The 13,334-nt window shown below is 57.8% G+C and carries 14 protein-coding genes; 6 read left to right on the top strand and 8 right to left on the bottom strand.

Translation table 11 applies throughout. From position 1 onward, the window contains the following. Positions 1–78 precede the first annotated feature (78 nt). Together LN047_RS00500 and LN047_RS00495 are read right to left on the bottom strand one after the other, a co-directional pair. Positions 79–1,131 (bottom strand): FecR domain-containing protein, encoded by a 1,053-nt coding sequence (locus LN047_RS00500; protein WP_373980901.1) that lies wholly within the window; start codon positions 1,129–1,131, stop codon positions 79–81. Then, complete coding sequence (locus LN047_RS00495) at positions 1,121–1,648, bottom strand: sigma-70 family RNA polymerase sigma factor (protein ID WP_063954182.1); 528 nt, start codon at positions 1,646–1,648, stop codon at positions 1,121–1,123. The genes LN047_RS00500 and LN047_RS00495 overlap by 11 nt, the downstream gene beginning before the upstream one ends. 161 nt (positions 1,649–1,809) lie before the next feature. Between LN047_RS00495 and LN047_RS00490 the strand changes: the two genes are divergently transcribed. Beyond that, on the top strand, positions 1,810–2,256 hold the full coding sequence (locus LN047_RS00490; RefSeq protein WP_271263931.1) for a hypothetical protein: 447 nt from the start codon (positions 1,810–1,812) through the stop codon (positions 2,254–2,256). Positions 2,257–2,446: 190 nt separating this feature from the next. Then, positions 2,447–3,940, top strand: coding sequence for a carotenoid oxygenase family protein (locus LN047_RS00485; RefSeq protein ID WP_373980900.1), 1,494 nt, complete (start codon positions 2,447–2,449; stop codon positions 3,938–3,940). Positions 3,941–4,190: 250 nt separating this feature from the next. Here the strand turns inward: LN047_RS00485 and LN047_RS00480 are convergent, their stop codons facing one another. Further along, positions 4,191–4,745, bottom strand: a complete 555-nt coding sequence (locus LN047_RS00480) for a cytochrome b (protein WP_373980899.1) — start codon at positions 4,743–4,745, stop codon at positions 4,191–4,193. Then, the gene (locus LN047_RS00475) at positions 4,742–5,965 is read right to left on the bottom strand and encodes a catalase family peroxidase (RefSeq protein WP_373980898.1); all 1,224 of its coding nucleotides are present in this window, start codon (positions 5,963–5,965) and stop codon (positions 4,742–4,744) included. Before LN047_RS00475 ends, LN047_RS00480 begins: the two co-directional genes overlap by 4 nt. A gap of 199 nt (positions 5,966–6,164) precedes the next feature. Here LN047_RS00475 and LN047_RS00470 point away from each other — a divergent pair, with 199 nt between their 5' ends. Together LN047_RS00470 and LN047_RS00465 are read left to right on the top strand one after the other, a co-directional pair. After that, positions 6,165–6,680, top strand: a complete 516-nt coding sequence (locus LN047_RS00470; protein ID WP_217284666.1) for a sigma-70 family RNA polymerase sigma factor — start codon at positions 6,165–6,167, stop codon at positions 6,678–6,680. Continuing rightward, complete coding sequence (locus LN047_RS00465; protein ID WP_373980897.1) at positions 6,677–7,414, top strand: anti-sigma factor; 738 nt, start codon at positions 6,677–6,679, stop codon at positions 7,412–7,414. The genes LN047_RS00470 and LN047_RS00465 overlap by 4 nt, the downstream gene beginning before the upstream one ends. A gap of 100 nt (positions 7,415–7,514) precedes the next feature. Here LN047_RS00465 and LN047_RS00460 read toward each other — a convergent pair whose 3' ends face one another. Next, a complete protein-coding gene (locus LN047_RS00460; protein WP_373980896.1) occupies positions 7,515–7,847 on the bottom strand; it encodes a hypothetical protein in 333 nt (110 codons plus the stop codon). Between the two features lie 730 nt (positions 7,848–8,577). Between LN047_RS00460 and LN047_RS00455 the strand changes: the two genes are divergently transcribed. Then, positions 8,578–9,042, top strand: a complete 465-nt coding sequence (locus LN047_RS00455; RefSeq protein WP_313689402.1) for a J domain-containing protein — start codon at positions 8,578–8,580, stop codon at positions 9,040–9,042. A 57-nt stretch (positions 9,043–9,099) separates the two neighbouring features. Continuing rightward, positions 9,100–9,597, top strand: coding sequence for a hypothetical protein (locus LN047_RS00450; protein ID WP_313689399.1), 498 nt, complete (start codon positions 9,100–9,102; stop codon positions 9,595–9,597). Between the two features lie 395 nt (positions 9,598–9,992). Here LN047_RS00450 and LN047_RS00445 read toward each other — a convergent pair whose 3' ends face one another. From LN047_RS00445 to LN047_RS00435, 3 genes are all read right to left on the bottom strand, one after another. Continuing rightward, on the bottom strand, positions 9,993–11,507 hold the full coding sequence (locus LN047_RS00445; RefSeq protein ID WP_373980895.1) for a HEPN domain-containing protein: 1,515 nt from the start codon (positions 11,505–11,507) through the stop codon (positions 9,993–9,995). A gap of 268 nt (positions 11,508–11,775) precedes the next feature. Further along, positions 11,776–12,357 (bottom strand): hypothetical protein, encoded by a 582-nt coding sequence (locus LN047_RS00440; protein ID WP_373980894.1) that lies wholly within the window; start codon positions 12,355–12,357, stop codon positions 11,776–11,778. A gap of 313 nt (positions 12,358–12,670) precedes the next feature. Beyond that, positions 12,671–13,333, bottom strand: coding sequence for a nucleotidyltransferase domain-containing protein (locus LN047_RS00435; RefSeq protein WP_373980893.1), 663 nt, complete (start codon positions 13,331–13,333; stop codon positions 12,671–12,673). Position 13,334: the final 1 nt, after the last annotated feature.

The following is a 13,334-nucleotide window of genomic DNA, read 5'->3' as shown; positions in this document are numbered from 1 at the left end:
GGCAGTGCGCACTGCTTCAAGCGGTATGACGAACGAATCCGCCGATCCCCTCAAATATTCTTTGCCGGCCCTTGCCCATCACGCGCGCGACCGCACCCGCGTCACGCGTCCGCCCCACCACATGCGGCCGGATTGCAGCTCGATCGGCAGGATCTGGCGCAGCAACGCCAGCACCTTGCGCGTGTCGTCCAACTGGAACACGCCAGAGACGCTAAGCCGAGCCACCGCAGGGTCGCATTCGATTGCGCCGTGATAGCGCGAAAGTTCTTGCAGGAATGCGGCGAGCGGCATGTCCCGCACCGACAACGCGCCTTCGACCCAGGCGCTGCCATCCATCACACGCACATCGGTCGGCCCCGCACCGAATACCTTCTGACGCGTCATCCGCGCGGATTCGCCTGCCTGCAGTGTCATTCCGGCCGCGTCGCCGCCATCGCGCGGCAGCATGGCAACCTTGCCTTCGTCCACCGACACTTCACTGGCCTCGTCGCACTGACGCACCCGATAGCGCGTCCCCAACGCCCGCGCCTGGCCATCGCGCGTTTCCACGAACAGCGGACGCGACAGCGGGTCGCTGCCGGAGATCAGATAGACCTCGCCGGCCAGCAACGTGATCCGTTGCGCTTGATCGCCATAACGGATGTTGACCGCCGTATCCGTGTTCAACACCAGCGTGCCGCCGTCCGGCAGTACGATGCGGCGCCGCTCGCCGCGCGACGTGGACGCATCGGCCAGCGCATGCTGAACCAGCGCGGCATCGCGCGCCTGCCACACCATCCAGCCGCCCGCCGCCAGCACGCCCAGTGACATCAACGCCTTGCGCCGCGAGCGCAGCGTCTGCGCCGTCCCTGTCTGCCGAAGAATTCGCGCCGCGGCTTGCGGCGGCATGTCCATCGCCGGGCGCTGCAACCGCGCGCTCAAGGCCTGCAAGCGCTCCCAGACCACCGCATGCGCCGGGTTCGCGCCCAACCACGCATCAAAGGCCCGCCAAGCGGACGCGTCCGCCGTGTTGTATTGCAGCTTGATGCGCCAACGGATGGCGGCGTCCAGCACCGCCGCATCGCCCGCGCCGTTCAAGGTGGCGTCCGCACCCGCGCCGAGCTTTGCCGACGCCACGCGATCAGCACTCATAAACCAGGCGATAGCAGTGTTGCAGGGCCTGCGCCAGATAACGCTCCACCGTCGCCACCGACTTGCCCACCTGCCGCGCGATCTGCGGGCAGGTATGGCCCTCCATCTGCGCCAGCAGGAACACTTCGCGCACCCCGGGCCTCAACCGGCCCAGCATCTGCGCGATCTGCTCCAGCGATTCCAGGATCACCAGGCGCGACTCTTCGGACGGCCAATGTTGTTGGGGATAGGTCTGCAACACCGCCAGGTAATTGCGCTCGATTTCCTGGCGGCGCCAATGGTCCACCAGCAAGCGGTTGGCGATGGTGCGCAGATAGGCGCGCGGTTCGCGCAGGGCGGTTTCGGTCTGGGTGGAGGAATTGGCCGAGAGCAGGCGGACAAACGTGTCCTGCGCCAGATCCGCCGCGCGGTGTGCGTCGCCAAGCTTCAGGCGCAGCCAGCCATGCAGCCAGGAATGGTGGTCACGGTAAATCGTCGAGATACCGGCGTCGGGACTGGCGCTGGGCTTGGCGGACATCGGACGGGCTTTGTTAATGGGAATGGTTCCCATTATAGGGTGAAGACGGATCGCGGGGATGGGATGATGCGGGTGGCCTCGGGATCGGTTCATCTCTTTGCGACCGGTGGGCTTAAGTGGATCGGGTGTTTGCGGCCTAAGATGTCGCCCAAGGAGCTCGTATGGTCACCAAGATAAAGACACTGCCAAAGCATTCCGTCCGCCGCATCGCCATGACGCTATGCGCCACCAGCCTGCTTGCCGCATGCGAACCGTCGCTGCCGCCCCCGCCGGCCGGATCCAAGCTCACCGCTGAAACTATCGCCACGCGTGAAGCGCCGGCTGAACATCAGTTCAAGGGCGTACTGGCTGGCAAGCCCATTCACCTGCTCGTCCACAACTGCAAGGTCTATCGGGTTGACGCCGCCGAAGGCGGAAACGTCAGCTGGACGTTGGTCCTGGAGGGTGATCCCTATCCGCTCCCCACGTCATGCATCCGCCAATCGCTCACCGCGGAAAGAGGCCATGTCACGGCGTTCATTGGGCGCCAGGCCTTCGGCGCGGGCGGGTGCTGCACCGGGCAGCCCGAATACCGGTCAAAGGATGGGCTGAACTGGAAGCCGCACTGACGGCACCCAACCGCTAAGCGCAAGTCATGCAAGACGGGCTGCCTTCCCCCGCAAAAGGCAAGTTTGGGGAATACCCAATACTGAGTACGGCAATTGTCTGGACCCACCGTACCGTGAGGCGGTTAACGTGGAGGAAGCGCGACCGCCGCGACGCCAGCACGCGCCGTATCCCTCTATAGAGGTGCCCATCATGCCGCTTCAGCTTACCCGCCGCTCGTTTCATCGTCTGGCCGCCTGTGGCGCGGCGCTCATTGGCAGCCCTGCACTGTGGCCGTTGGCCCGGGCCGCCGAGCGGGTGGACGTGCCTTGGATTGACGATGATCCGCACTTGAGCGGTAACTTCCTCCCGGTACTGCGCGAGGTCGACGCTCGCGATCTGCGGGTGACTTCCGGGCGAATTCCTGCCGCCTTGCGCGGGGTCTACATGCGCAACGGACCCAACCCGGAATTCAAGCCCATCGGCTACACCTATCCGCTCGACGGCGACGGCATGATCCACGCTGTGTTCATCGAGAACGGAAAGGCCCGCTACCGCAACCGCTTCGTGAATACGCAAAGCCTGGCGGTCGAGCGCCGCGCCGGCAAAGCGGTCTTCGGCAGCTTCGCGCATCCCGTGCGCGTCAATCCGGACGTATTCCTCCCGGGTGAAGTGCCGTCGCCAATCAAGAACGGCGCTTTCGTCAACATCATCCAGCATGGCGGCCGACTGATTGCACTGAACGAGGCTACAACCAGCTATGAGGTAACCGCGGAACTGGACACGCTTGGGCAATGGACCGCGGGCGGCACAGAACCGCTGCGGCTGGGGGCTCACAACCGGCGCCACCCACGCACCGGCGATCTCTACGCGTTGGAATACAGCTGGCGCACGCCCACGGTGAAGTTTCATCGCATCAACGCGTCAGGCGTACTGGTGGGCACGAGGTCCGTCGAACTTCCCATGCCGACGATGATTCATGACTTCATCCTGACTGAGCATTACGTGGTCCTCATCGCCGGGCCGGCGGTGTTCGACGTCCAGGCAGCCAAGGCCGGCCAGTCGATGCTGCAATGGCGCCCCGACCTGGGCATGCGTATCGCGTTGCTGCCGCTGGACGGCGGCGCTCCGGTCTGGATTGAAGGCGATCCCTTTTTTGTCTTCCACTTTGCCAACGGCTTCGAGCGCGGGCAGCAAATCATCGTGGACTACGTGCAGCACGACAAGTTCGCACTGGCGAACGGCCCGACGCCCACATTCAAGCGCATGCACATCGATCCGGCACGCCGTAACTTCGAGATTTTCGGCTTTTCAAACGAAATCACCGAGTTTCCGCGCGTCAATCATCTGCGCGAAGCCATGACCACGCGCTTCGTCTACATGCCTACGTTGACTTCCTCGTTCGGCCAGGCCGATCCGCCATCGGCGGTGTTCAACGCGGTGCTCAAGCTGGACACCGAGACCGGCAAGTACACCCGCCATGACCTGGGCAACCAGATCGTGGGCGAGGCGGCCTACGTGCCTAAGCCGGACGCTCTTGCGGAGGACGATGGCTACCTGGCGGCCTTCACTTACGACCCGGCGCGCAGGAACAGCAATCTGGTGCTGCTGGACGCGCGCCGCATCGAAGAGGCGCCCGTTGCAGTGATCGAGATGCCCCAGCGCGTGCCCCAGGGACTGCATGGCAACTGGATCTCTCGCGCGTGATGAGCGCACCTCGCGCAGGCGCCAAGACCAAACACCGGCCGCGATTTCGGCTATTCAGAAGTGCCCGCGGCCGAGGTCAAGCCGGATGTTCTGCTGCATCACTTCGATGACTTGGCGGATGCCTGCACCACCCTGTTTTCCTGAATGGAGTGCGAGTAAGAAGGGAGCTTTCGAGCCTTCTGTCGGTGAATTTAGTAAGCCCGGCAGATCAGTGAACTGCCCGGCTTTGGGCTGATGGCCCCGACGCCCCTTAGCGACCCCGCGTCATCGATTCCAATACGCCATCCCGCCGCACCCATCCGTGAAACAACGCCGCGGCCAGATGCAGCAGCACCGTCGCGAACAGCAGAAAGGCCAGATAGCGATGCGCACCGCGCAGCCAACTGAATAAGGCTGCATCCGCAGGCGCAATGGGCGGAAACTGCCAACCGCCCGCCACGACGGGATAGCCACCCGCCGACAGCATCGCCCAGCCGATCAGCGGCATCGCGAACATCAGCGCGTACAGCAGAACGTGCGACGCCAACGCCGCATGACGTTGCCAGGCCGGCAGATCAGCCGGCAACGCAGGCGCGCCCTTGAACAGACGCCTGGCCAGCCGTATGCACACCAACACCAGCAGCGCCAAGCCCAAGGGTTTATGAATCTGCACCAGCCACTGATGCCGCTCGGACACCGACGCCACCATGCCCACGCCGATGAACAGCATCGCCAGTATGCCGGCCGCCATCGACCAATGCAGCACGCGTGCGAATAGGCTGAACGTGGCGGGCGGCCGACGGGTTTGAGTAGGCGACGGGATCATTGGGCGCGCTCCGGTTGGGTCGAATGGGATGACGCAGCGGCGGCTTGAGGCGGCCCTTCGCCCGTGCGGCGTTCATAAGAGGCCGCGTAGGCTGCGGAACGCGCCGCCAGCAGCGGGTCGTCGGACACGGCGATGCCTTGCGGCAACACCGTCGGGTCGTAGTTCACGTCGCGGCACGGGCCGTCGCTTTGCGGTGCGCTGCTGGTTATCACGACGGTGCCGGCATCAATGATCGGCCGGTCCGCCGGCCACTGTCGCGTTGCGTCGCTGGTGGAATCGCGGGGTTGGCCCAGCGTAAGCAGCAGACGCCAGCGCAACGGCCCTTGCGTCAGGCGCTGCTGCAGATCGGTTTGCAGATAGTCCGCATCGTGTCCCGGCTGCGCCACAGGCGCCGCCGCCGCGTCCAGCGGTGCCAACTGCCAGCGCACCGGCTGCCGCTTTCCGTTGCCATCGACCAGGTAGAACGCGTTCAGGCCGTAATAGTCTTCGGTGGCGTAGCTGGCCGATGGCTTGGCGGTCTTGGCCCACGCGCGGAATGCGCCCGTTTCCGGATGCGCCGCGAAAAACGCCTGCATGCGCTGCGGATCGGGCTTGCCTGTCTTGGGGTCGGGCCGACCGGCTAGCTGCTGATCGTAGAACGCCTGCGGGGTCGACAGCGGAAACACCGGCATGCTGTTCATGCCGGTTCGCCATTGTTCGCCGTTGGCGGACGTGAACATCAACGCAAAGCTGCGGATCGGGACACTGGAGTCCGAGGCATAAGGATTGCCGCCGGGCAGGGCCAATCGTCCAATCACCGGCGTGCTGCCCGAGGCGAACACCGCAGCGGTGGATAAATCGTGTGCCGCGCCGCTGCTTTCAAAGCGGCCGATCACACAGACGCCTTTGGCGTGGTTGCGCCGAAAGCCCTCGTGGACGCCGCTGTTGGCTTCCAGGGCGTTCACGATGCGGTCTGGCGTCAGGCGCTGCGGGTCGAGCCAACCGCCCACGTAGGCGAACGCGGCGCCGGATGCGAGGACGACGGCGCCGATGGCGGTGAGGCGAAGGAGGGTTTGCGGGGTGGTGAGCGGCCGGGGCTTCAGGGGCCGGTCTTCGGGCGACTCGCCGTCTTGGTGCCCTGCACTCGTCGATCGGCGATTCGGCGGCAGGCGGCCCGGCGGCTGGCTTTCCGGTGGCGTTTGACCCGGCGGCGGGCCGTTGCGGTCAGATCCTTGTTGCATAAGGCTCCTTGCCCATGGGGCGATGAATACCCCTGTAGGACGCCACCCCAAAAAAGTTATTCCCCGATGGAATAAACCCGCCGGCGCGGCGTCTTACTGCATTGACCTGTAAGCTGGTTGCGCAGGCCTGTCCCAGGAACCCGCCATGATTCAACCGGTCCGCGTGCCGCCCGACGCGCCGGCATCCACCGACGACGAGATGCCAGCGGAAGAACTCTCCGACGCCGTGCTGCGCCAACTACTGCCGCGCCTGCGGCGTTTTGCGCTGCGCCTCACGCGCGACGCGGTCGCGGCCGACGACCTGGTGCAATCCACCTTGGAAAGAGCGCTCACCCGCTGGCGCGGCCGCCGTCCGCAAGGCGACGTGCGCGCGTGGCTCTTCACCATCCTGTACCGCCAATTCCTGGACGCCCAACGCCGCTCGCGCCGCTATGCGCGGCTTCTGTCATGGTTTGCCGGGTCCGACGCCGCCGCGCCGTCGGCCGAGCGCGAGGTCATCGCGCGATCTTCCCTGGATGTCTTCGAACGCCTGCCCGAGGCGCAGCGCACGCTGCTGTGGCTCGTCAGCGTGGAAGGCATGAGCTACAAGGCCGTCGCCGATGTTTTAGACGTGCCACTAGGCACCGTCATGTCGCGCCTGTCCCGCGCGCGGAGTGCCTTGCGTGAACTGCATGAGGGCCAGGCCGGCGAGGCTCGTCTGAGGATATTGAAATGAAAGAACGCGCTATCGATGATCTGACGCGTAATGCGTATGTGGACGGGCAGCTGGATCCGTCGCAGTTGCAGGAGTTGCAGGCGTATTTACGGGCGCATCCTGATGAGGCGCAGGAGCTGGAGGCATGGCGTCGGGATGCGCAGCGGCTGCGGGAAGGGGCTGGCGGGGAGGGTTTGCCGGGTAATCCTGCGTTGGATCCTGCTGCGGTGCGTGCGGGGTTAAGAGTTCGCACGCGGCGGCGGATGGTGATGGCGGCTAGTCTGGTTGTGGCGGTGGCGATTGGCGGCGTCACGGGATGGAGTGCTCGCGATACGGCCTTGGGAAATCGGGTGTTGCCGATGCAGGATGCGATGCAGGCTTATCGGTTGTTTGCGTCAGCGGATGCGCCGCAGCCGGATGTGCGTGCGGATGCTGGGGATTTGCAGGGGTGGTTGGATGCGTATTTTGCGCATGCCGAGCGGTTGCCTAATTTGAGCGATAGCGGGTTTAGGCCTGTTGCAGCGCGTTTGTTGGCTACCGATCAGGGGCCGGCGGCGATTGTTATCTATGAGAATGCGGGGCAGCGCGCTACGTTTTATATTCGGCCGCCTGGGCCGGGGGGACTGTTTCTAGCGCGAGGGAGCCGGAGGGATGGTGAGCTGCTGGCGCGGTATTGGTCGGGGCAGGGATACAACTATGCGTTGGTGACGGCGGGGGATGGGCGCGGTCAGAACTTGCAATTGGGAGAATCGTGACGCCCGGGAGATATTGACGCCCCGCATCGCGCACGTCTTCCTCGAAATCTAACGGCTCGGGCCTATCGCACGTCGCGGCAGGCCCGAGCTTTTTTTGCGCTTATTGAATCGACGCGGGCGCGTCATGCGTGGGGTCGGCGTAATCGGCATCTTGCGCGCACGCTCGTGCAATTTCCAGCATGGCCTCAGTCATGACGCCCATGTGCTCACACAAGCCTTCTACGCCACCCAACAATGCTGCCACGGTCCATGCGTCCAGCGGCTGTGCGCCGGTTGCGTCTGGTTCGGAGGCGCTGTTGCCGACGAGGCGAGCGATCGACGCGATGGCATATCGGGCGCGGTCGATGTTGTAGACGTGGGATAGAGACACCATGCTGAGCTCGGGATTAGTGTCGACAGACCAGGGGTTTTCGGTGAGGGGGTGGGATTGCATGGATTTCCTCCGACGATATGGAAATCCCGCTGCCCCACTTCCAAATGGGGCGGGCGGGCACAGGACAAGGTTGGAAGACCGGACCGTCGGAACCGGCGTGCGACAAGCGCACCCCTGCCAAGACCCGCCCATCGGGCGTGCGAAGGCGTGCTGACCGTGAGGTCAACACCGACGAATTTACCGGCTTCCACACCGGGCTACCGTTGCTGGCGGTAGTCACAGGAGTATACGTGTGAAGGAAGCCCCGTCGGTGATGAGGGATAAATTCGCAACAGGAATTGTGGCAGAGATAAGCCTTAGTCCGCTTCCTGCCCTGCGCCGCCATCCAGCTAAAAGCTAGAAAGCTGTCTCTCGTTGGCCAGCATGGCCTGAAAAATCTCGATTTCCTGCTGCCCCATGTCTCGGGATGCACCTAATAGCCCCATTTCACAAACCGACGCATCCATTGCACATAGGTCTGCTCACTGCGTAGAGGAGTCTATAGTGCTATTGCAAAATCGCTCATGGATCTGATTCATCAACCGTGGCGCGTAACGCTGGAGATGCGTCGAGTTTCGTGGCTAGAATTAGAACTGTGATTTTATTCATTACGCCTGCTGCAGGGCATACCACGAGGCCACTGCAGCACTTCTTGGGTGCCAATTTAGACCGCAAGCGCAAGATATAGCCTGCTGTTTGGCGCCGTCTGCATTGCGTTAGGCAGTGCGAAATCCGTCATAGAAATTGAATAATGTATTTTCACTATGTTGTTCTGAAAAAGAACGAAGACTTCCTGGCTGTACTCACCAACTCAAACACGCAGTGGGAGTTAGGCCATTATCACGACCAAGGATATGCGTTTTTCATGGAGGTAAGTGCGTTTAGCGCTAGTGCCGCAATTGAAGTTGCAAGACAGAATGAAAATTCGGAGATTATTAAGTTGCAGTCCGAACTCAATGCCTTGCGCCATGAATATAAAAAGCTTCTAAGCGAAAATAGCAATTTAAAATTTAATGGTAGATTTGGCTACTCATTCGGTGCAAATAACTTAAATCCATTGGAGGTCTTAGGTTTTACCACCCAGCCTAATCAGGAAGAGATAAAGAAGCGTTATCGCCAACTGGCACAAAAGCTTCACCCAGATAAAGGTGGAAATAATTTCCTCATGCAACTAATTCAAAATGCATATGAGCAACTTAATATCGACAAAGCCTAAGAATTCGCGGCAGCCGACGCCGCCTCACGGCTCGGCTTACCTCAGGTGCTGGATGTCATGAATCCCATCCAATGGCTTGAAAAAAATGCTCCAGGCTTCGACACGTTGTCGGAGCAAGAGCGCGCAGTTATCTCGCACTTTGCTCTTCTGTGGAGTTTGTTCGAAGCTCGCGCCCTGTCAACACGCGGTTCGTCTCAAGCAATAGTCGCGCTTACACATGAGTGGTTGTCACGAGACCCTCTCGCTAGCGAACCGTTTTCTGAAAGCCTTTTGTACTTTCAACAACGGTACTATTCAAATGGCGAGGTAACCGCCTTTCTGGCCGGTCTAAATCTCCGGCCGAATGATTGTCGAGACTTGGTTCACGCTGTGCTGAAGGGTGAGAACACAAACCCAGCAGATTGCGTTGCCGCGCTTCTCATCGTCGTCTATCGGCTTCGAAATAATCTGTTTCATGGCGCGAAGTGGGCTTATGGAATTCAGGGGCAATTGAACAACTTTACGCACGCAAATACCACGCTCATGAACGCACTTTCAATTGTGGGGCTACCGTGATAACGCCCAACCCATGCATCACTACTGACTTGTCTGACAGTGCCCCTTGGCAAGCTCCCCTAGTCAAAGCGCGCATGAAATGAGCCACTTTGAAGGGCTACCAAGTCCGTCAATATTGCCTAGGCCGCAAGGGACGCTGAGGGGGGGGGGGGGAGATATAGTATACGCATCAGCGGCTAGCGCAATAGGGGCCAATTCCTACATCACGAGATCAGTTTGGAGCGGTCAAAGTCGAAACTTATTCGCCGCTCAACTTATAGGACTTGCAATGTCCTAATATTGCCACGGACTATATAGATTCACCGCCGATAGTCATTACCCGCGTTCGCGATGAAAAATTTTCATGTATGCAGATCTTATAGGAAGTCTTTTAATTCTATTTGCAGATCAACATTCTATTTGTCAACCAATACCTTAAGACGTTGAATGTTTCTGAGATAATTAATGCGATAGGCGCCGAAAGCATGCGTCATCGACACGCCTCCATCCATCCATCTTTTAATATTCCATCCCAACTCGATAAGTTCGGACATAGCGAAAACAAACTCTAGAGTGTCGGTGACGAATGCGAATTCTATGAAGTTTTCCTGATAATCGAACTTTCTATCGCTGCCATGCACATAGTGATTGCGGCAGGCCACTGCATGATGACATGGCAGAAAGAGGTCCGGAAAGTGATCCCCAACCACAGCAAGAACTATTTCAGCACGGTGGTAGATTTTATCGCGCAGACTCGCCTTACCAACACGGCCCAGGGTTGATAATACGGACTGTTTAGCGAAACTATCGGGCAATGTCGCGAACAACTTGCGACTTTGGCTAGCCACTTCCTTGAACGACGGGTCAACCTCCCTTGTTCTAGGTGCGTGGCTCTCGGGTAGCAAGTCAAACATATTTGCAGCTCCGACAATCCGGTTGATGCTGTAGCTTCCGAAAAAAGCGACAGCAAACCGGTTTCTCGGATCGCCCATTACATTCGCGCTATTCATCCACTCTTTAGTGACCTTAGCGAACTCCTCGGGTCGCCGATCTGCGACGAGAAGGCTGTCATTAAGACTCACCTTTGGGTCGCCCTTAACGTGATCGTTGCACAAACTCCAATACAGCCGAACCATGCTCGGCATGTCACTATCGGTTTCCGGTGAGCGGTGAATCAATTCCAGTTCAATCCAACGAATGCGCTGTCGACATCCGAGACTCAATTCGAATAATCCGTGTAACACTTGAAGAGCGTGTATCGCGGCGTTCAGCGTCTTCGGTTCCGAAAATTCGATATTAGCGACAACCTCGTTGTCGATGCCGATCCCCGTCGCATCTCCCATCCCGTGGGAAGTGCGATTCGTCAAAGAGATTTTTCCGATTTCAGTTTGACAAGCAACAATTTCCCACAAGCCACTAAAATATACGAGATGGGGATGTTCGCCGAGCTCGGGTTCGAACGGTTGCCTTTGCCAGCCATGCTCCTTCGCTATCTTTTCCGAGTGCTTATGATCCGCTTCTAAAATCTGAAGGACTTCATCTTTGTCGACCAACAACGAGCGAAACGTCTTGTGCCCACTTAGAAGGCGGTCGACGTTTTCAAAGTGGTAGCGGACGGCACAGATGACCGGCTCGCTCGAGCTGATGAACTCTTCACCGACAACGACATAGTGCGGAAAATAGACGCTTTCAGATTGAGTATTCTCACCAAGGCGATACCGCGTGTTCCTTTGGAGCACGCAATCTATCAATGAAGCTTTCTTGCCGTCACTTAGTATTCCGTGGATGTCTAATGCGTCAGCTTCCGGGTCCGCAATAAAGCTCGTCCCGACGATTTTAAGGATGCTGTCACCCCCTGAAATATTCAGCATCCCAGCAAATTGACTGTTGGCTGGAAGAAAAATCCCGTTGTACCGCTCATGCGTTTGCATAGGCAATCTTTCAAATTAACGTTTGAGATGGAAAAGGAGCAGGCGGGAAAATTTTTTCTAACCACTTAACGCCGAATAAGCAATTCAGGATTATCGAGAAATATAATCTTTACATTCCAAGTGGAGAAACATTTGATGTATCGACACTACGCGCGATAAAACGCAAATCTAGTCAATTTTTTCCCATCCAACTAAGCTGGCCTCTGAAACATGCGCAGCGCGACTTATAAAAAAACTCGACCTCCCCATGCTGAATTTCAAACCGGCATTACATGGAGAAGTCGCTACCATTAATAATGCTCCGCAATTCAATCGAAAAATCATGCGAAAGATAACGTCGCAGTGATCGAAAATTAGCTAAGCGGTCAGTCTGCTTACGCAATAAGTCGAATATTTCGTCTGTAGGCTCAATCGCAACATCACGCAAACCGTCAAAGAAAATCGTCAAGTCCTTATCAAAACACGATCGTTCAATAGCGTCTTGTTCGATAAAGTATCCGGCTTCGTAATTCTCAAAACACGCGCGATCTGTAAGATTGCAAGAGCCCACATATGCGCCCCAGCCCTTCCACCAAATAACCTTCGCGTGCAAGTACTCCGCAATGAAGAGAAAACGCACCGATTGCGATGAATATTTTTGAATTAGCCTGGTATCAAAAGGTATGCTCCAGTCTAGCCGGCAGAATGTGGTTATATTAATATCGGATAATGTTGCAGTTTCATATATTTCCTGACTAGACACGCCTTCCATGGCGTAGGGAATAGCGGCCAATATTTCGGAGCACTGTTGAGAGCCGACCTCGTGGAGCTGCAGGAAATCTTGGAACTTTCCCTCACTGTGTATCAGCACTGTCGGCTCGCAGAAGGGACTCAAGTAATAGAAAATCGCTGCTTAGAGACGTTTCCAAGGCAGATTCATCAAAAACAACTCGACTCGAATCTGCCTCAATTCGCAGTTTTATCGCAATCCCTGCGACAACTTGATAAACCCTTTGTGCCCGAGAATAATCCTTACTGTTCGCTAGCCATGAGTCGATAGAATCCCGAGAAAGCCCCATCAGCTTCGGATCTCCCCATTCGCTATTTACCATTTTCAGAGCTTGCCTCTCCAGCCGAACTCTTGTACGAAATCGCTCCGATCTTGTCGTCATAGTTTCTTCAGTTTATCCCACCACTTTTGAATGGCAAATGAGATTTAGCTTATCCAACCAGTCCCTAATTGCAAAGGAAAGTCGCCCAACTTGTTGATAGGATGGCAGCTCTCCTGATGTGTCGGCCCGAGTTGAAGCTCTCCGGCAAGCCAGTAGCATTTCATATTCTGGAGCCGAGATACTGGGCGCGAACTTTTCTGGCAATTGAAGCGCTGAATATCTTGAGAAGTTTGGCTTACCGGTGTGAAGATATCCAAGGATCATACCTAGGTTTCGCATAGCCAAATGCAGAATCCCCGCTTCATAGATGTAGCAATCTTCGCTCTCCATACTCGCAAGAGCATCTTCTATTATTCCCATAAACTGGGTTATATCTTCCCGAGCCTCCCTGTATTCAGCGGGCGTACCAAGTGACATGAACCATGCTTCCGATCGGGCCGAGCAATATGGGACGGATTCGAGAAAAAGATGCCAAGCGAACAGATGCCCTTCCTGAAACATCTGTTCAAGCTTATCGCGTGAATATACTGAAATATCGGCTTTCCTAGGAAATTTCTCGCTGCACGGTTCCAAGTACCCGTTCTCCACCACCAACAGAATGTCGATATCGCTTCCCAGGTCCGCCTCACCCCGCGCATGCGACCCAAACAATCGCATTGATATAATGTTTTCCATA

This window comes from Achromobacter sp. JD417, assembly GCF_041879325.1.
Taxonomy (GTDB): domain Bacteria; phylum Pseudomonadota; class Gammaproteobacteria; order Burkholderiales; family Burkholderiaceae_B; genus Achromobacter; species Achromobacter mucicolens.
This window is presented reverse-complemented; position numbering and strand designations above follow the sequence as displayed.